The organism is Gillisia limnaea DSM 15749, from assembly GCF_000243235.1.
Taxonomy (GTDB): domain Bacteria; phylum Bacteroidota; class Bacteroidia; order Flavobacteriales; family Flavobacteriaceae; genus Gillisia; species Gillisia limnaea.
Genome location: NZ_JH594606.1, coordinates 2,186,610 through 2,203,286, shown reverse-complemented (window position 1 = coordinate 2,203,286; position 16,677 = coordinate 2,186,610). Strand labels below are relative to the sequence as shown.

General features: G+C 39.0%; 17 protein-coding genes and 1 pseudogene. 7 read left to right on the top strand and 11 right to left on the bottom strand.

Features of this window, described 5'->3' with window-relative positions; all coding sequences use genetic code 11:
• The first annotated feature begins 65 nt into the window (after nucleotides 1–65).
• Nucleotides 66–491, top strand: coding sequence for a hypothetical protein (locus tag GILLI_RS11660; RefSeq protein WP_006989312.1), 426 nt, complete (start codon nucleotides 66–68; stop codon nucleotides 489–491).
• Here the strand turns inward: GILLI_RS11660 and fbp are convergent, their stop codons facing one another.
• The gene (fbp, locus tag GILLI_RS11655; protein WP_006989311.1) at nucleotides 492–1,502 is read right to left on the bottom strand and encodes a class 1 fructose-bisphosphatase; all 1,011 of its coding nucleotides are present in this window, start codon (nucleotides 1,500–1,502) and stop codon (nucleotides 492–494) included. It abuts the gene before it with no gap.
• Between the two features lie 114 nt (nucleotides 1,503–1,616).
• Between fbp and GILLI_RS11650 the strand changes: the two genes are divergently transcribed.
• From GILLI_RS11650 to GILLI_RS11625, 6 genes are all read left to right on the top strand, one after another.
• Nucleotides 1,617–2,093 (top strand): GNAT family N-acetyltransferase, encoded by a 477-nt coding sequence (locus GILLI_RS11650; protein ID WP_006989310.1) that lies wholly within the window; start codon nucleotides 1,617–1,619, stop codon nucleotides 2,091–2,093.
• Between the two features lie 78 nt (nucleotides 2,094–2,171).
• Entirely contained in the window at nucleotides 2,172–2,645 is a 474-nt protein-coding gene (locus GILLI_RS11645; protein WP_040507004.1) for a GNAT family N-acetyltransferase, read from the top strand.
• Nucleotides 2,646–3,899 carry an aspartate kinase gene (locus GILLI_RS11640; RefSeq protein ID WP_006989308.1) on the top strand — a complete coding sequence of 418 codons (1,254 nt, stop codon included), beginning with the start codon at nucleotides 2,646–2,648 and terminating at the stop codon, nucleotides 3,897–3,899.
• A 107-nt stretch (nucleotides 3,900–4,006) separates the two neighbouring features.
• Nucleotides 4,007–5,812: a GNAT family N-acyltransferase gene (locus GILLI_RS11635; protein ID WP_006989307.1), complete on the top strand. Its 1,806-nt coding sequence runs from the start codon at nucleotides 4,007–4,009 to the stop codon at nucleotides 5,810–5,812.
• A 91-nt stretch (nucleotides 5,813–5,903) separates the two neighbouring features.
• Entirely contained in the window at nucleotides 5,904–6,548 is a 645-nt protein-coding gene (locus GILLI_RS11630) for an SDR family oxidoreductase (protein ID WP_006989306.1), read from the top strand.
• A 175-nt stretch (nucleotides 6,549–6,723) separates the two neighbouring features.
• On the top strand, nucleotides 6,724–7,911 hold the full coding sequence (locus tag GILLI_RS11625; protein ID WP_006989305.1) for an alpha/beta hydrolase: 1,188 nt from the start codon (nucleotides 6,724–6,726) through the stop codon (nucleotides 7,909–7,911).
• A 92-nt stretch (nucleotides 7,912–8,003) separates the two neighbouring features.
• On the opposite strand, the pseudogene GILLI_RS11620 reads toward GILLI_RS11625, so the two are convergent.
• The 10 genes and pseudogenes from GILLI_RS11620 to serS form a co-directional block, all read right to left on the bottom strand.
• Nucleotides 8,004–8,372 (bottom strand): annotated as a pseudogene (locus GILLI_RS11620) (VOC family protein).
• Between the two features lie 12 nt (nucleotides 8,373–8,384).
• On the bottom strand, nucleotides 8,385–8,774 hold the full coding sequence (locus GILLI_RS11615; RefSeq protein WP_006989304.1) for a hypothetical protein: 390 nt from the start codon (nucleotides 8,772–8,774) through the stop codon (nucleotides 8,385–8,387).
• The gene (locus tag GILLI_RS11610) at nucleotides 8,775–9,734 is read right to left on the bottom strand and encodes a 2-hydroxyacid dehydrogenase (protein ID WP_006989303.1); all 960 of its coding nucleotides are present in this window, start codon (nucleotides 9,732–9,734) and stop codon (nucleotides 8,775–8,777) included.
• Between the two features lie 6 nt (nucleotides 9,735–9,740).
• On the bottom strand, nucleotides 9,741–10,106 hold the full coding sequence (locus GILLI_RS11605; RefSeq protein ID WP_006989302.1) for a cupin domain-containing protein: 366 nt from the start codon (nucleotides 10,104–10,106) through the stop codon (nucleotides 9,741–9,743).
• Nucleotides 10,107–10,210: 104 nt separating this feature from the next.
• The gene (gene mgtE, locus GILLI_RS11600) at nucleotides 10,211–11,563 is read right to left on the bottom strand and encodes a magnesium transporter (protein WP_006989301.1); all 1,353 of its coding nucleotides are present in this window, start codon (nucleotides 11,561–11,563) and stop codon (nucleotides 10,211–10,213) included.
• Nucleotides 11,547–12,383 (bottom strand): 16S rRNA (adenine(1518)-N(6)/adenine(1519)-N(6))-dimethyltransferase RsmA, encoded by an 837-nt coding sequence (gene rsmA / locus GILLI_RS11595; protein WP_006989300.1) that lies wholly within the window; start codon nucleotides 12,381–12,383, stop codon nucleotides 11,547–11,549. Before rsmA ends, mgtE begins: the two co-directional genes overlap by 17 nt.
• 186 nt (nucleotides 12,384–12,569) lie before the next feature.
• On the bottom strand, nucleotides 12,570–12,995 hold the full coding sequence (locus tag GILLI_RS11590) for a hypothetical protein (protein WP_006989299.1): 426 nt from the start codon (nucleotides 12,993–12,995) through the stop codon (nucleotides 12,570–12,572).
• Between the two features lie 132 nt (nucleotides 12,996–13,127).
• Entirely contained in the window at nucleotides 13,128–13,436 is a 309-nt protein-coding gene (locus tag GILLI_RS11585; protein ID WP_006989298.1) for a DUF4286 family protein, read from the bottom strand.
• Between the two features lie 109 nt (nucleotides 13,437–13,545).
• The gene (locus GILLI_RS11580; RefSeq protein ID WP_006989297.1) at nucleotides 13,546–15,330 is read right to left on the bottom strand and encodes a tetratricopeptide repeat protein; all 1,785 of its coding nucleotides are present in this window, start codon (nucleotides 15,328–15,330) and stop codon (nucleotides 13,546–13,548) included.
• 44 nt (nucleotides 15,331–15,374) lie between these two features.
• Complete coding sequence (serS, locus tag GILLI_RS11575) at nucleotides 15,375–16,646, bottom strand: serine--tRNA ligase (protein WP_006989296.1); 1,272 nt, start codon at nucleotides 16,644–16,646, stop codon at nucleotides 15,375–15,377.
• Between the last annotated feature and the right edge of the window lie 31 nt (nucleotides 16,647–16,677).

Here is a 16,677-nt window from a genome sequence, read left to right as displayed (position 1 = left end):
GCACACAACATGTAGACAATAAATAAACAGGTTTTATTATATTTGAGCATTAAAAAATAGATACCATGTCAATTTCAGATCTTTACGGCTCAGGAGAGCATTTGCGTAATTTAGGGCACTTTGCCTCCATTGTCCATTTGGCGGCAGTAGATGGAACTATAAATGCGGAGGAACAGGTTGTGCTTGAGCGATTTGCAAGCAAACTCAATATTTCTGAAGATGAATTCAAAAAAATTCTGGAAAATCCTGTAGGATATCCAATTCATCCAAATAACAGTTATCAAGGCCGTCTGGAAAGATTATATGATCTGTTCACGATCATTTTTTCCGATCATCAAATTGATGATGAAGAAACCTATCTCCTGAAAAGATATGTTATAGGATTAGGATTTTCTTCTGCGCTCGCTGAAACTATTATAAAGAGGTCTATTCAAATCTTTAGCGGAAAGTTAAGCTTCGAGGATTACCAATATTTGGTAGATAAAAAATAATTATTCCTCGTAGTTTGCCATAAATTCTTCGGCTTTCTCTACCATTTTTTTACTTCCGCAGAAAAATGGCGCACGCTGGTGAAGCTCCATTGGTTTGATGTCCAGGATCCTTCGAAAGCCGTCTGAGGCTTTCCCTCCGGCCTGTTCCACGATATAAGCCATCGGATTGCATTCATACAGCAAACGGAGTTTTCCATTGAAAGCTTTAGAACTTTTTGGGTAGATAAAAATCCCACCTTTTATCATATTACGGTGAATATCGCTCACCATAGATCCTATATACCTGGAGGTATAAGGGCGATCCTCCTTCTCTTCCTGGCAATATTTGATATAGTCTTTCACTCCCTGCGGAAAATGCACATAATTACCTTCATTGATAGAGTAAATTTTTCCCACCTCTGGAAAAGTCATTTCCGGATGGGAAAGATACCAGGATCCCAAAGCGGGGTTGAGTGTAAAGCCGTTCACGCCATTTCCTGTAGTATATACGAGCATGGTGGAAGTACCATAAATGATATATCCCGCAGCAACCTGTTTATTTCCGGGCTGTAAAAAATCCTCCTTTGTAACTGGTGAACCCACAGGGGTGACCCTTCTATAAATTGAAAAAATAGTACCTACAGATACGTTCACATCTATATTTGAACTTCCGTCCAGCGGATCCATTAGTACAACATATTTATTTTTATGATCGTTATTACAACCCGCAATAGTGATAAAATCGTCATTTTCTTCTGAAGCAATTCCGCAAACGATCTCCCGGTTTGTAAGTGTTCTTATAAAGGTTTCATTAGCCATTACATCCAGCTTTTGTTGGTCTTCCCCCTGGATATTGGTCTCTCCGAAGTTTCCTATAATATCTACCAGGCCGGCCTTGTTCACCTCGTGATTCACCACTTTTGCCGCCAGGCGAATAGAGTTTATCAATCTTGATAATTCCCCTGAGGAATAAGCAAAATCCTGCTGATTTTCAATTATAAATTCCCCCAGGGTTTGATTCTTTTTCGGCATTTTAAATTTTTAAATTAAGATTGGGCAAAAATATTCAAATTAATAAGGTACTACAACGTTTTCGTGATTATTATGTGGCTAAGCTTTCTTATTTTTGAAACAATTAACATTCATATGAACTATACAATTCGAAACGCAGAAAAATCTGATCTCCCTGAAATCCTCAATCTTATTAAGGAGCTGGCAAAATTTGAAAATGAACCCGATGCTGTGGAGGTAGATATACAGGAACTGGAGGAAGGAGGCTTTGGCCCCAAAGCATTATATACCTGCTTTGTGGCAGAGGTAAACGAAAAAATTGAAGGGATGGCCCTGGTATATTTCAGGTATTCCACCTGGAAGGGACGCACCGTACATTTAGAAGATCTCATTGTACGGGAAGCCATGCGCGGTACCGGACTTGGAAGCGCTCTATACAAAAGAGTGATTGAATATTCCCGGGAACAGGGAGTGAAAAGAACAGAATGGGTTGTTCTGGACTGGAACACTCCGGCTATAGATTTTTACAAACGTAGTGGAGCCAATGTATTAACAGATTGGCATACCGTGCAAATGGACGAAAAGGCGATGAAGAATTTCCTGGAGAAATAAATCAGGAGAGATCAATAAAAACTGAATATTCCCATTTTAAAGAATCAATTGCTAAATTTGTGGAAAACCAGAGAAACTATGGAATTCACAATACGAGAAGCTGAAAGAAAAGACATGCCGGCAGTTCTGGAGCTTATAAAGGAACTTGCCTCTTATGAAAATGCTTTAGATCAGGTAGAAATTGATGTTGCCCATCTTGAGAAGGAAGGCTTTGATGAAAAAAACTTCAAATGTTTTGTAGCCGATGTGAACGGAAAAATTGAAGGATTGGCCCTGGTTTATTTCCGGTTTTCTACATGGAAAGGAAGAACTGTCCACCTGGAAGACCTCATCGTACGGGAAAAAATGCGTGGTACCGGTCTTGGCGGCGCACTTTACCAGAGAGTCGTGCAGTATGGCCATGATAATGGTGTAAAGAGGGTGGAATGGGTAGTTTCTGAAGGCAACAAAAACGCAATCGAATTTTATGAAAATACCGGTGCCGATATCAAGAAGAACTGGTATACCGTGCATATGGATGAAACAGGAATCCGGAAAAACATCAAAAAATAAATGGAGGTATTCAAATTCGGAGGAGCCTCTGTAAGGGACGCTGCTTCGGTAAAAAATGTTATCAGCGTACTTCAAAAAACCGGATATAAAGATAAGGTCATCGTGGTTTCGGCTATGGGAAAAATGACCAACGCCTTTGAAATTGTAATTGCCGAGTATCTTCAAACCCGAAAAGCTCCGCTGGAGTTACTTTCAGAATTAAAGGAATTTCATCTTGAGATCGCCCGGGGATTATTTGAATTGGCTTCTGCCCCGGTTTTTAAAATGATCGATGAACTCTTTAAGGAACTCATCAATTTCATGGACCATAATAAATCCATTCAGTATGATTTTGTATATGATCAAATTGTGGGTTATGGAGAATTGGTTTCCTCAAAAATTTTAAGTGAATATCTAAAATCTCAGTCCATTGAACATTCCTGGATGGATGCCCGTAAATTAATAAAAACCGACAGCATTTATCGCGATGCTACCATAGACTGGGAAGAAACCCAAAAAAATATTTCCGGCAAACTAAAACCAGGAGAATTATACGTAACCCAGGGTTTCATAGCCTCCGATGCCAATAATTTTAGCACCACTCTGGGCAGGGAAGGTAGCGATTACACCGCAGCCATCCTGGCCTATTGTCTAAATGCCGAAAAAGTGATCATCTGGAAAGATGTGCCAGGAGTTTTAAATGCAGACCCCCGGGTTTTTGAAAACCCGCAGTTGTTGAACCAGATCTCATATGAAGAGGCTATTGAACTGGCCTTTTACGGAGCTTCGGTAATTCATCCTAAAACATTACAACCCTTACAGCGTAAGGAAATTCCGTTGTTTGTGAAATCCTTTATAGATCCTGAAGGTGCGGGTACTTCTGTTAGCAAAGGCCAAACTTTGATCCCGGCAATCCCCTGTTTTATCGTTAAGAAAAACCAGGTACTCATCTCCCTTTCCTCCCTGGATTTTTCATTTATGGTAGAGGAAAATATCAGTGAGATCTTTAAGTTATTTCATCAATATCAAATGAAGGTGGATCTTATTCAGAATTCTGCCATTAGCTTCGCAGTTTGTGTAGATAACCGGTTTAACAATCTGGAAAAACTTATTCAGCATTTAAAAGCTCGGTTCAAAGTGAGTTTTATTACGGGTGTCTCACTATATACCATTCGGCATTTTGATGATACCGCTATAAAAACTTTGGAGAAAGATAAAGAGGTGTTGCTAAAACAGGTAATGCAAAATACCGTGCAGCTGGTAACAACGGCTTAAATTAATCAGCCCGCCCGAACGGTAAGGGCGGGCTCACAAGGTAGGTCCAGGGAAGGATTAAAATAATATCGTTTACATTTATTTGTTTTCAACCAAATCAATCCAATATGGGAATTGTAACTGCTAAGGAAGTCGCCAAGGTCATGAACCTGGAGAAACTGGGTCCCGTTGGCACCTCCATTGGGTGGATTATTTTGCATACTACAAAACTTTCAACCATCAATAAGGAATACGATAAGCGTAAAAATTTAAAGGGAATTGAATTCATAAATTCCATTTTAAGAAGCTTTGAAATAGATTTTAAAATTTCGGAAAAAGACCTGAAACGAATTCCTAAAACAGGACCCTTTATTGTAATAGCAAATCATCCTCTGGGCGGAATAGACGGAATGATCCTAATGAAGATCCTACTTGAACAACGAACAGATTTCAAGATTATAGCAAACTTTTTACTGCACAGGCTGGATCCCTTAAAACCTTATATCATGCCTGTGAATCCCTTTGAGGATCACAAGGAAGCGAAGTCCAGTTTGGGAGGTATCAAACAAGCCCTCTCACATCTAAGCGCAGGTGGTGCTCTTGGAATTTTTCCGGCCGGAGAGGTTTCCACCTATAAAGACCAGCGAATGATTGTTGATAAACCCTGGGAGCCCGCAGCCATGAAACTTATCCAGAAAGCAAATGTCCCTGTAGTCCCCATTTATTTTCAAGGAAAAAACAGCACTTTTTTCTACAGGTTGTCCGGGCTAAGCGATGTGTTGCGCACAGCAAAACTTCCCAGCGAAATGCTTTCACAAAAAAAACGTAAAATTAAGGTGCGAATAGGACACGCGATCTCTGCTGAAGATCTTTCGGCTCATACCAATCTGGAAGCCTTTACCGCTTTTTTACGCCGAAAAACCTATATGCTCGCCAACTCTTTTGAAAAGAAAAGCTTTTTTAAGGGATTGCCAAAAAGCATAAAACTTCCTAGGGCTCCGGAGGAAATCATTGAAGAAACCGATGAATCTTCGATGGAACAGGAAGTAGAAACCTGCAGAATACTGGACAAACGCCTGCTGGAAAGCAAGAACTATGAGGTGTTTTTAGCTAAAAAAGAAATAATCCCAAATATTGTATCGGAAATAGGGAGATTAAGGGAGATCACCTTCAGGGAGATTGGGGAAGGCACAAATCTTTCTACAGATCTGGATAAATTTGATGATTATTATTATCATTTATTTCTGTGGGATAAAGACGCCAGGAAAATTGCAGGCGCCTACAGAATGGGAATGGGAAATGAAATTTTCAAAAAACACGGCATCGATGGTTTTTACCTTCAGGATCTGTTTCGGTTTGAACCCGAGTTATATCCTATGATGAGCCAGTCCATAGAAATGGGCCGGGCATTTATAATAAAGGAATACCAGCAGCGGCCTATGCCCCTTTTTCTACTTTGGAAAGGAATTGTTCACTGCACCCTGCGTTTTCCCGAGCATAAATACCTTATTGGCGGAGTAAGCATAAGCAATAAATTTTCTAACTTCTCGAAATCTTTGATGATCGAGTTTATGAAATCCAACTATTACGATCCTTATGTTGCGCAATATATCAAGCCTAAAAAGGAATTTAAAGTGAAGTTGAAGGATGCCGATAAGGATTTTGTTTTTGATGAAACCAAGGCAAATCTCAATAAATTCGATAAAATAATAGACGAAATAGAACCGGAAGGACTTCGTTTGCCGGTACTTATCAAAAAATACATCAAGCAGAATGCCCGGGTGGTCGCTTTTAATGTAGATCCTTTATTCAACAACGCCATAGACGGACTTATGTACATTAGAATTGCCGATCTTCCCGAAAGTACGGTAAAACCTGTAATGGAAGAACTTCAAAAAGAACTTGAACAAAAGCTGGGTCTTAAAAACCCGTAAACTTTTTCAATTTCTGTTAATTTCAAGTTATACCGGGCACTGAATTGGGAAAGGCTTAAATTCATTCTTATCTTGAAGAAAATTAAAAAAAATGGAAAAGATCTTAATAGTAGGAGCAAGCGGAAATACCGGAAAAAGAGTGATAGAGATCCTTAATAATTCTCAAAGTTTTGAACCTGTTGCCATGATACGCAAAGAGGAACAAAAGGAGATTTTTGATGATATGGACGTAAAATGGGTTCTCGCCGATTTGGAAGAGAAGGTAGATCACGCCCTAAAAGGAATAGATAAAGTAATATTTGCCGCCGGTTCCGGAGGGAAAACGGGAACTGATAAAACCATCGCAATAGACCAGGATGGCGCTATAAAAATGATAGATGCCGCTAAAAAAGCAAAGGTGAAAAAGTTCGTAATGCTTAGTGCCATGGGTGCAGATGAACCTTCAAAGAATAAAAAACTGGAGGTTTATCTGGGAGCCAAGAAAAAAGCAGATGAACATCTTCGTGAAAGCGGACTGGATTATACCATTCTTAGACCAGGCGCCCTCACAGACGATATGGGATTGGCCAAGGTGAAACTGGCTGAAAAATTAAACGAAGAAGGAGAGATCTCCAGGGATGATGTTGCATTTCTTTTGGTGATGAGCCTTGCAGATCCTTTAGTAAAGAATAAAACTTTTGAGGCATTAGAAGGAAAAGAATCTATAAAAAATGCTATTATAGATTTGAGCAAGTAATATTTTATATTTATAATCATTGCATGACCTGGCCTCTGGCTGGGTCTTTTTTTTGAAAAATTTTAAAATTGTAAAAAATTGTGATAGTTCTCATAAAAACAGTTAAGTAGTGTAGTAATGAGGGTTTTAGAAAGTAATTTAGCTGTTAATAGTAATAACCAACAACTTTTTAGAGATGAATAATTTTAAACTACACCAAAGTTTATTTTCTTACAAAAATGTATTGAGAAAAACCCTGTTAGCATCAGGACTTGCTCTTTTTTTAATAGCTCCCAATTGCTATTCGCAAGATAAGGACGATAAAAAAGAAATGAAAATGAAAGAAATGAAAAAGATGGATCCAAAAGCAGAAACCAAAGTTCCAATGAAAATTATGCCGAGCGGATCTCAACCAGATTGGGGCCCAACTATAGATCCACAAATGTTGGCTGTAATTGAACAGTTTCAATCTTATGAAAATCCATCTTTTAAAGGAGCTACTGGTTTTCAATATCGCAACATTAAATTACCTGCAAATGCGGTGATGGATTTGTTACATAAAACCGGAATTAAACCAATGGAAAGCAAAGTGGATATTAGCCACAAAATTCTTCCAGTTGGAGATGAGGGTGTACTTGTTAGAATGTATAAACCAAAAAATGTAGAAAAGGAAAGCTTACCTGTGATCGTTTATTATCACGGAGGTGGATGGGTAATTGCAGACCTAGATACGTATGAAGCATCCGCTGTGGCCCTAGCAGAAAAAGCAAATGCAATAGTTGTTTCTGTAGCCTATAGACAAGGACCCGAACATAAATTTCCAACTGCACATGAAGATTCATTTAATGCATATAAATGGGTAGTAGAAAACACCGCCGAAATTGGAGGAAATCCTAATATGATTGCTACTGCCGGAGAAAGTGCTGGTGGAAACTTAGCAGTGGCTGTGGCATTAATGGCAAAAGACCGTGGAGTCAAATTACCAGTTCATATTGTATCTGTATATCCCATTGCCGATGGCGATATAGAATCTCCAAGTTATGAGAAGTATGCGAATGCTGTTCCATTGAATAAAGGTTTTATGAAATGGTTCTTTGAGCAATACGTGCCAAACTGGAGTTCTAATAATGACCCTTTAATTAATCTAATAGATGCAGATTTATCTGGCCTTCCGGCTACCACAATTATCAATGCAGAAATAGATCCTTTAGAAAATGAAGGGAAAGTTCTTGCTGAAAAAATGAAGGCTGCTGGTATTGATGTAGAGCGTAAAATGTATGAAGGAGTAACCCATGAGTTCTTCGGGATGTCTGCGGTACTAGAACAAGCGGTAGATGCTCAAAAATTCGCAGTAGATAGGTTGATGAAAACTTTTAAAAAATAATAATTTATAGAAAAAAATGTCATCTTAAGTGATGCGAAGAATCTCCAAATAGCAGTATCAATGCTCGATTTGGAGATTTTTTTTAATGCTATTCACAAAAAAGCCTTATCGTTTGGTTCCCAGAGTTCGATTTTATTTCCTTCAAGATCAACAATCCATCCGAATTTTCCTTCTTCAGCACGTTGGATTTCATCCATCACAGTGACTCCTTCTGCCTTAAGGATTTCAATTAATTCCTCAAGGTTTTCAACCCGAAAATTCATCATGAAATCTTTTTCTGAAGGCTCAAAATGTTTCGTGTTTTCCTCGTGGAACAATCGTTCCCATCTTTATCTTTCCACCAAAATGTGCATCCCCATTGATCTGTATTTAAACCAAGATGTTTATTGTACCAATCATTTACTGCATTGGGATCTTTTGCTTTAAAAAACGCCACCAATTCCTGTTACCCTATTTTTCATACTTAGTTATATTTAATTATTCCTTCGCATAGTTCTACGTACCAATATATAAAAGAATGCCAGGGAAATGAGTAATATTCCTAACCAGCTTTCAAGGGTTGCTTTTAAAAAGAAAGGGATTTTAAACAGATAGAGTTCCATGGAACTGTATTTATTTAAAACATCATTAAAGGTAAGTCCATAACCCGGGCTAAGGATTTCGGCTCCTTCGGGAGCTATAAAAATCACCTGATCTATATAAACCTCATTATTTTCAATGAGGTTCCCAGAAGTATTTAAATAGCGAAATGTTCCAAAATGCTGCCAGAGAAAAGTGAAAATAACCCCGGCTAATAATGATATAACAAGCACTTTAAGAATGCTTGCCTTTTTCAGTTTTTTAAAATTTTCCAGAACCCTCATCTATAATTTTTTTTCAGCAAAATTCCCAAACTTCTCAATGATCTTTTGCGCGATGGTAGTGGCAAGTTTTTCGTGAGATTCTATGGTCCATCCGGCAACGTGCGGACTGAAGATAACATTTTCCAAAAGCATTAGTTCCTGTAAGGGTTCCGGCACGTGATTTTCATTAAAGAGATTTTCAAACGAAGATTTTTCATACTCCAGCACATCCAGTCCTGCCCCTAAGATCTTTCCTTCTATCATCGCCGAAACCAAATCGGCCGTCACAACACTTTTTCCCCGGGCTGTATTGATAAACCAGAAGGGATTTTTAAATTCGTTGATAAAATCTTTATGTATCATTTTATTGGTTTGTGGAGTCCACGGGGTATGCAAACTTACCACATCCACCTGCTCTTTAAAAATAGCCAGATCAACCTGTTTCGCATTTTCATCTCCCACGCCATCTTTAATATCGTAACATAAAACGTTGACATCAAAACCGCGTAATTTTTTGGCAAAAGCTTTTCCCATATTCCCGTAGCCTATTATTCCAACCGTTTTCCCATCCAGCTCTATTCCGCGGTTGGCTTCCCTGTTCCAAAATCCCCTGCGCACTTCCCTGTCGGCTCTATTTAATTTATTGAACAAAGACAGCAACATGCCCAGACTGTGCTCTGCTACAGCGTTCTTATTGCCTTCCGGCGCTGAAAAAAGTGCAATTCCCCTTTTTTTAGCATACGCCACATCTATACTTTCCAGTCCGGCTCCTACCCTGGCGATAAACTTCAAATTAGGGGCTGCATCCAGAAAGTTTTTATCAATATCAAACCGGCTTCTTATCACCAATCCTTCGAACAGATATTGATCTGCCAGGATCGCATCCATGCTCTTGTCATAAGCCTCGATATTGTGATATCCGGCCTGCTCAAGTTGTTGGATCAATAATGGATGATTGCTATCTGCGTGAAGAATTGTCATAAAATATTAGATTTTGGGATAGTCCTCTACGGTTAGGGAATCCTGAACGTTTCCGGTATGTTGTGTGCTTAATTTTTCGAAAAGCATAATATGCACTTCCTCTTCATTTTTGGTCATTGGGCAATGTTTGATCCCTTTTGGAACCACAATAATCTCTCCTTGCTCAATAATTTCTGTTTTGTTTTCAAACTGCATATAAAGGGTTCCTTTCAAAACCTGGAAAAGTTCATCTTCCTCTTCATGAAGGTGCCAAACGAATTCCCCTTTTACTTTTGCCAGCAATACCTGCATATCGTTCACCACCGCGATTTGATGCGGATGCCAATGTTTGCTGAAACTTTTTAATTTTTCTTTTGGATCGATGGATGTCATAATGAATTATAAAAGAATAGGTTAAAAATTGTTTTTTCTAAAGCTCTTCTGAAATGAGCCGCATATTGAGAATTCTAAACCAGTAAATCGCACCTATGCACTATCTAAAATCCAAGAATTAGTTTAGCGATGGAGAAATAGATCAAAATTCCGCAAATATCGTTGCTGGTTGTTATAAAAGGCCCGGTAGCCATCGCAGGATCTATACCCTGTTTATCCAGAATAATAGGGACAAAAGTACCTATAAGCGAAGCTATTACAATCACCGAAATTAATGAGATCCCAATTGTAATCCCAAAAAGCCAGTCAAAACCGAGTAAAAATGTACCTCCCACGGCCAGAATTATCGCCAATACTACCCCGTTAAAAAGACTCAGGGTTATTTCCTTTAACAAACGTTTTAGCAAAGAGCCTCTTAAACTTTTATTTGCAAGTCCCTGTAATATAATTGCAGAAGATTGTACTCCTACATTCCCTGCCATCGCTGCGATTAAAGGCACAAAAAAGAACAAAGCGGCGTGTTCCTTCATCGCGGCATCAAAAGTCCCCAAAACGGTAACACTTATAAATCCTCCAAAAAGAGCAAGTATAAGCCACGGAAGCCGGGCACGGGTGAGTCTCCAAATGCTGTCATCGGCCTCCACATCTTCAGAGATACCTGCTGCCATCTGGTAATCTTTTTCAGCTTCATCCTTTATAAAATCCACAATATCATCAATAGTAATTCGGCCTACCAAACGATTCATTTCATCTACCACAGGAATGGCCTCCAGGTCATATTTTTGCATGATCTGGGCAACCTCTTCTGCGGGAGTATGAACATTTACAAAATCCACTTTTGGAATATAGATGTCCTGAATGTGGGAATCACTTGGCGCGGTAATAAGGTCCTTTAGGGAAAGTCTACCTTTGAGCTTATTTTTGCCATCCACTACATAAATGGAATGTACGCGGGTCACATTTTCAGCCTGGGCGCGCATTTCGGCCATACAGCCGGTCACGCTCCAGTTCTCATTTACCTTTACAAGTTCCTTGGCCATCAATCCCCCGGCAGAATCTTCATCATACCTAAGCAATTCCACGATATTATCGGCATGTTCCTCATCGATAATCTGGGCAATAACCTTTTGCTGCCGTTCTTCAGATAATTCTGAAATAATATCGGCAGCATCATCGGTATCCATTTCCTCCAGCTCTTCGGCAATCTCTTTAGCCGAAAGATTTTCGAGAATCCGCTCCCGGACTCCCTCTTCCAGCTCCATTAAAGCTTCTGCAGTTTTTCCGCTGTCCAGTAACTTTATGATATAGGTTGCCTCATCCAGGTCCAGTTCAGAGATAATCTCGGCAATATCTGCCGGGTGAACATCTTCCAGGGTAAGATTTAATTCCTTATCGTTTTGTTGCTGGATAAGAACCTCTAACTTCTGGATTAATTCATCGCTAAGTTGAAATTGCATACGGCTGAATTTTTAAGGTCAAATCAATAAATGCCTCCGTGCTTAGTTGCTCCGGACGTTGACCAAAGATAGCATCTTCCCTTAAATTATCTGGCAATTGAAAGATTTTTAAACTATTCCGAAGTGTTTTGCGGCGTTTCTGAAAAGCGGTTTTCACAACCCTGAAGAAAAGCGCCTCATCACATGGAAGGTCATAATTTTCCTTTCTCGTTAATCGTATCACACCACTCTCCACTTTTGGAGGCGGATTAAAAACCGAAGGAGGTACCGTGAACAAATACGTGATATCATAAAAAGCCTGTGCCAGGACAGAGAGTATTCCATAGGTTTTATTTCCGTGGGAAGCAGCGATGCGTTGCGCAACCTCTTTTTGGAACATGCCTGAAAATTCGGGAATGAGATCACGATTTTCCAGAGTTTTAAAAACAATTTGAGTGGAAATATTATAAGGAAAATTCCCTGTGATCGCGAAAGGTTCCCCGTTGAAAATCGATGGAATGTCGTACTTTAAAAAATCTGCTTCGAGAATGTGCCCCTCAAGATCCGGAAAGTTTTCTTTAAGATACGCCACGCTGTCCCAGTCTATTTCAATGACTTTAAGGTCTACATCCTTTTTGATAAGGTATTTGGTTAAAACCCCGGTTCCGGGACCTATTTCCAGCACGTTTTTATATCCTGAAAAGGTAAGCGACTCTGAAATTTTCTCAGCGGTAGGTTCATCTGTAAGAAAATGTTGTCCCAGGTGCTTCTTCGCCCTTACTTCACCATCCCGTGGAGTTTGATACTTAAACGGGGTACTCTTCCTATTGGTGTTTTTCATTCTTATTTTTTCTCGATTATCTTGAATTCAAATATCAATAAAGACAATCCTGTTGGGGTGCAATGCAACAACTGCAATAAATATGATTTACCTCCATTTATTAATATGGAGGAATTTGTTTTGTATTAAGAACCTAGGCTTCTACTTTTTAATATTTTTTTAGCCAAATGAGCCTCAATTCAGTTATTAAGGTAGAAAGGCAACAGTAGAAGCTATTAAAGCTATAAATCCTGCAAAAACAACAATTACTACTGCAATGGGAACTATAGCAGAAACAATATAATTCTTCAGCTTGATCTCCTCAACAGAATCTTCTGCAATTCCTATTTTTACAAACTTACCCCTATAATTTTTTTCCACAATATTCTCTGCCATTTGTTTAGCTACTTTTGAATTTGCACGTGCAATTCCAAACAAATCAGTCCCCTCTCTTTCCAGAGATTTGAATTTGAAAACCTGATTGTTTTCAGTTGTAAGTTTTACTTTTCTGTTAAATTCAACTGCCCGATCAACACTTGCGGGTTTTGACCGATAAATACTGCAACTCTGGAGTAAAAAGATCAGGATGAATAGCTTTGAAACAAACCTTAAAGAATGGTAATTAGCTTTCATAATAAGGAATTATTAATAACCGTTAGAACCCTATTAAATGTAATTCAAATTTCCTTTTCTCCTGAAATTTAGGTAGTTTATATTTTGATCTTTAAGTAAAACTAATTCTGTATCTTAATTGACATATTTTTATTAAAGTTCCTTTATTACTTCCATCTCCGTCCTGAAAGCGACAAATTTTCCCTCAAAAGGTTTTGTTTTCGACCTCAATACTGCTGCGTTTTCATCGTAATATCGTTGTAACATTTCCTTGTTTGTGGTGGTATATTGTACAGAATAAGTCATTCCTCCCATCTCTTCCTGCACCATTACCCGTGTCATTAAAGCTTTGGTAAATTTTCCGGTGTTGAGCATTTCAGGGATGTGCTCTGTTTTCATCCAATCCACCCACTCCTCGTGAACATCTTCCTGTATGTTGATCGTTACGTTATATATATACATAATGCCGTTTTTGAGTTTTTTCCCGGAAACAGGAAAATTTTCTATTTATATTCCAATAATTTTTAAAGCCATATTTGTTCATGAACAAATCTTTGCAAAAGTAACAGTTCTATTCTATTGCGTCACCTCTTAACATTCTAAAATTTTTCCTTGCCTCCACAAAATAAATACTGGCAGGAAAATTAAAAATAATCTGTTCATAATAATCCCTTGCTTTTTCGGGTCGATCAAGTTTATTTCTGTACAACTCTGCAAGCTGAAAAGTGGCATTATCGGCTAAAATATCACTGGAATAAAATTCCAGTATTTTTAAATAATTTTTTTCTGCCTTTGCATATTCCCCTTCAACTTCATGCAATAAAGCCTGTTTTAGGAGGGCTTCATCTTCAATTTTTTCGCCTTTATGATTTGCCAGAATTTTATCCAAAATTGCAATCCCTTCCTTATTTTTTTTCTGAAAGGACAAAAGATCGGCTTTTGCATAGAGCTTTAAAGCGGTTTGTGTGGAATCTTCCAGCGCATTTTCGCTTATTAGCAAACTCAGTTCCATCGCATCATTGGCTATGAGTTGTGTGGTAGAAGCCTTTAGCACATCCAGCTGTGTTTTTGCCCACTCAAAATCTCCCTTGAAATAACTGGTTTGCGCCACTTTGAACCGCGCTTTTTGAGCGATTTCATCATTTTTCACCAAATTCTGAATCTGGGAATAATAAATAAGCGCTTTATTGAATTTTTGATCCAGTACCAGGATATCCGCCAGGGCCATTTTTACCGCTGCCTGTTGAAAATTAGTATCTACATTGTCTGAAAGTGTTTGTAAAAGCTCAATAGCCGACTGGATCTTACCCATTTTAAAGGCCAGGAAATTGGCGTGATCTATTTGAATTGAGAGTGTTTCCGCCCCAGTCCCAAACTCCTGAAACAAGGCTTCAAAATTCTTTTCAATTTTGGTATAATCCTTTGGAATTGCTGTTTCTACCTGCATGCTTAGCAATAATTGCCTCGCCTGTAGAAGGATGTTTTCTGAAGGGGTCTCAGCAATGATAAATTCCAAGATCTCCTTGGCGGTCTCTAAATCACCTTCAGATTTGGAAATTACCGTAAGCTGAATAATGCGTTGAAGATTTTCCTCTCCACGCCTATAAATCGCTTTTTCCTGTGCAAATGCTTTTTTGAATTCTTTTTGCTGAATAAAAAGCCAGGCCAACATTTCGTTGTAAAGGATGAGTGGATTTTTTTGCAATCGCTGAAGCAATAATTTCCGCAAGGCACTATTTGCAGGATTGGAAGCATCCTCCATAATGTAACGATCGAATTCCCGGACGAGATTGGTACTAATTTCAGGTTCCTTTTCTATAAGATCAAGATAAGAACTAAACATTTTTTCCAGCTTCCCCTGCTCCCCATAAATCCTGGCAAGCGGTAACTGAAATTTCATTTCCGGGTTGAGTTGCAGGCCTTTTTGATACGCTTCTGCCGCATAATCCAGCAGACTATATTTTTCAAAACTCCGCGCTACGGTATAGGTATAATTGGGTTTTTCATCTAAAACTGCAAGGGCCTCGCGGTAATATTCTTGTGCCTGTTCCTGCTGTTGCTGCAAGGCGGCATTATGGCCCAATTCTATTAAAATACCGGGATTTACAGAGTTTGGGTTTAGTCTTGATAACAACAAGGCCTCCGCAGAAGTGAAATCTTCTAATTGCTGATGAGCAGTGATCACCCCGTCAAAATAATTGCCATTTCCGGGATTTTCATTTAAAAGTTCCTGATAAACCTTAAGCGCTTTTTGATACTGCCCCTGGTCCAGATAATTCTGCGCGATTTGTTCGGACTGGGCATAGAGCCCAAAACCGGAAAGAAAAAAAAGGAGTATAAAACTTAAACAACGCATTTTGTAAAGATAACAAAATACGTTGTTTAGATCCTTTTTTGCTGTTAATCTATACGGTCAAAACCTGTATATTTTATTAAAACTTCGGGAATAATGATCCCCTCCGGGGTTTGATAATTTTCCAGGATCCCGGCAAGCACACGCGGTAAAGCCAGTGCACTTCCGTTTAAGGTATGCAGCAATTGCTTGTTCCCATCCCTGTCTTTATATCTTAGCTTTAACCTGTTTGTTTGGAAAGTCTCAAAATTGGAAACAGAGCTTATTTCCAGCCAGCGATCCTGAGCGGTGGAGAACACTTCAAAATCATAGGTGAGCGCAGAAGTAAACCCAAGATCGCCGCCACATAATTTTAAAATACGGTAGGGCAATTTCAATTCCTGAAGCAAATTCTTAATGTGATCTACCATTCCATCCAAAGCAGCATAGGAATTTTCAGGTTTTTCAATACGTACCAGTTCAACTTTATCAAATTGATGCAACCGGTTAAGGCCGCGAACGTGGGCGCCGTAGGAACCTGCTTCCCTTCTAAAACAAGGCGTATAGCCGGTACAGGCTATAGGAAGATCGTTTTCCTGGAGCATATCCCCGCGAAACATATTGGTAAGCGGCACCTCGGCTGTTGGGATCAAATAAAGATCATCCTCTGTAACATGATACATTTGTCCTTCCTTATCCGGCAATTGCCCGGTTCCAAAACCGGAAGCTTCATTTACCATCAATGGCAACTGATATTCATTATAACCGCTTTCTGCAGCTTTATCGAGAAAATAGGTGATTAGGGCACGTTGCAACCTGGCTCCTTTTCCTTTATAAATTGGAAATCCGGCACCGGTGACCTTATTTCCAAGTTCAAAATCTATAATATCGTATTTTTTCGCAAGTTCCCAGTGTGGAAGGGAACCTTCAGCCAAAACAGGAATATCGCCCTCGTTGTAGATCTCTTCATTATCCTCTTCAGAAGTTCCTGCAGGTACAATTTCATTGGGAACATTAGGAATTGTGTATAATAACTTTTCCAGGTTGCTAACAATTTCACTGAGTCCGTCTGAAAGCTCTTTGGAAGCATCCTTGAGTTGAGCCGATCTTTCCTTTAAAATAGTAGCTTTTTGATGTTCACCGGTTTTAAAAAGCAATCCAATTTCTTTGGAAAGCTGATTTGCTTCGGCCAGGGTTTCATCTAATTTTGTTTGTGTGGAGCGGCGATCTTCATCAAGTTGTAAAATTTGGTTTAAAATGCTTTCGCCCTCAAAATTTCGCTTCTTCAGGGCTTTAATGTATGCCTCTTTATGCGCTCGTATATTGCTTACCTGTAACATTTGGCCTGTAGATTTTTAATAAGCAGCAAAT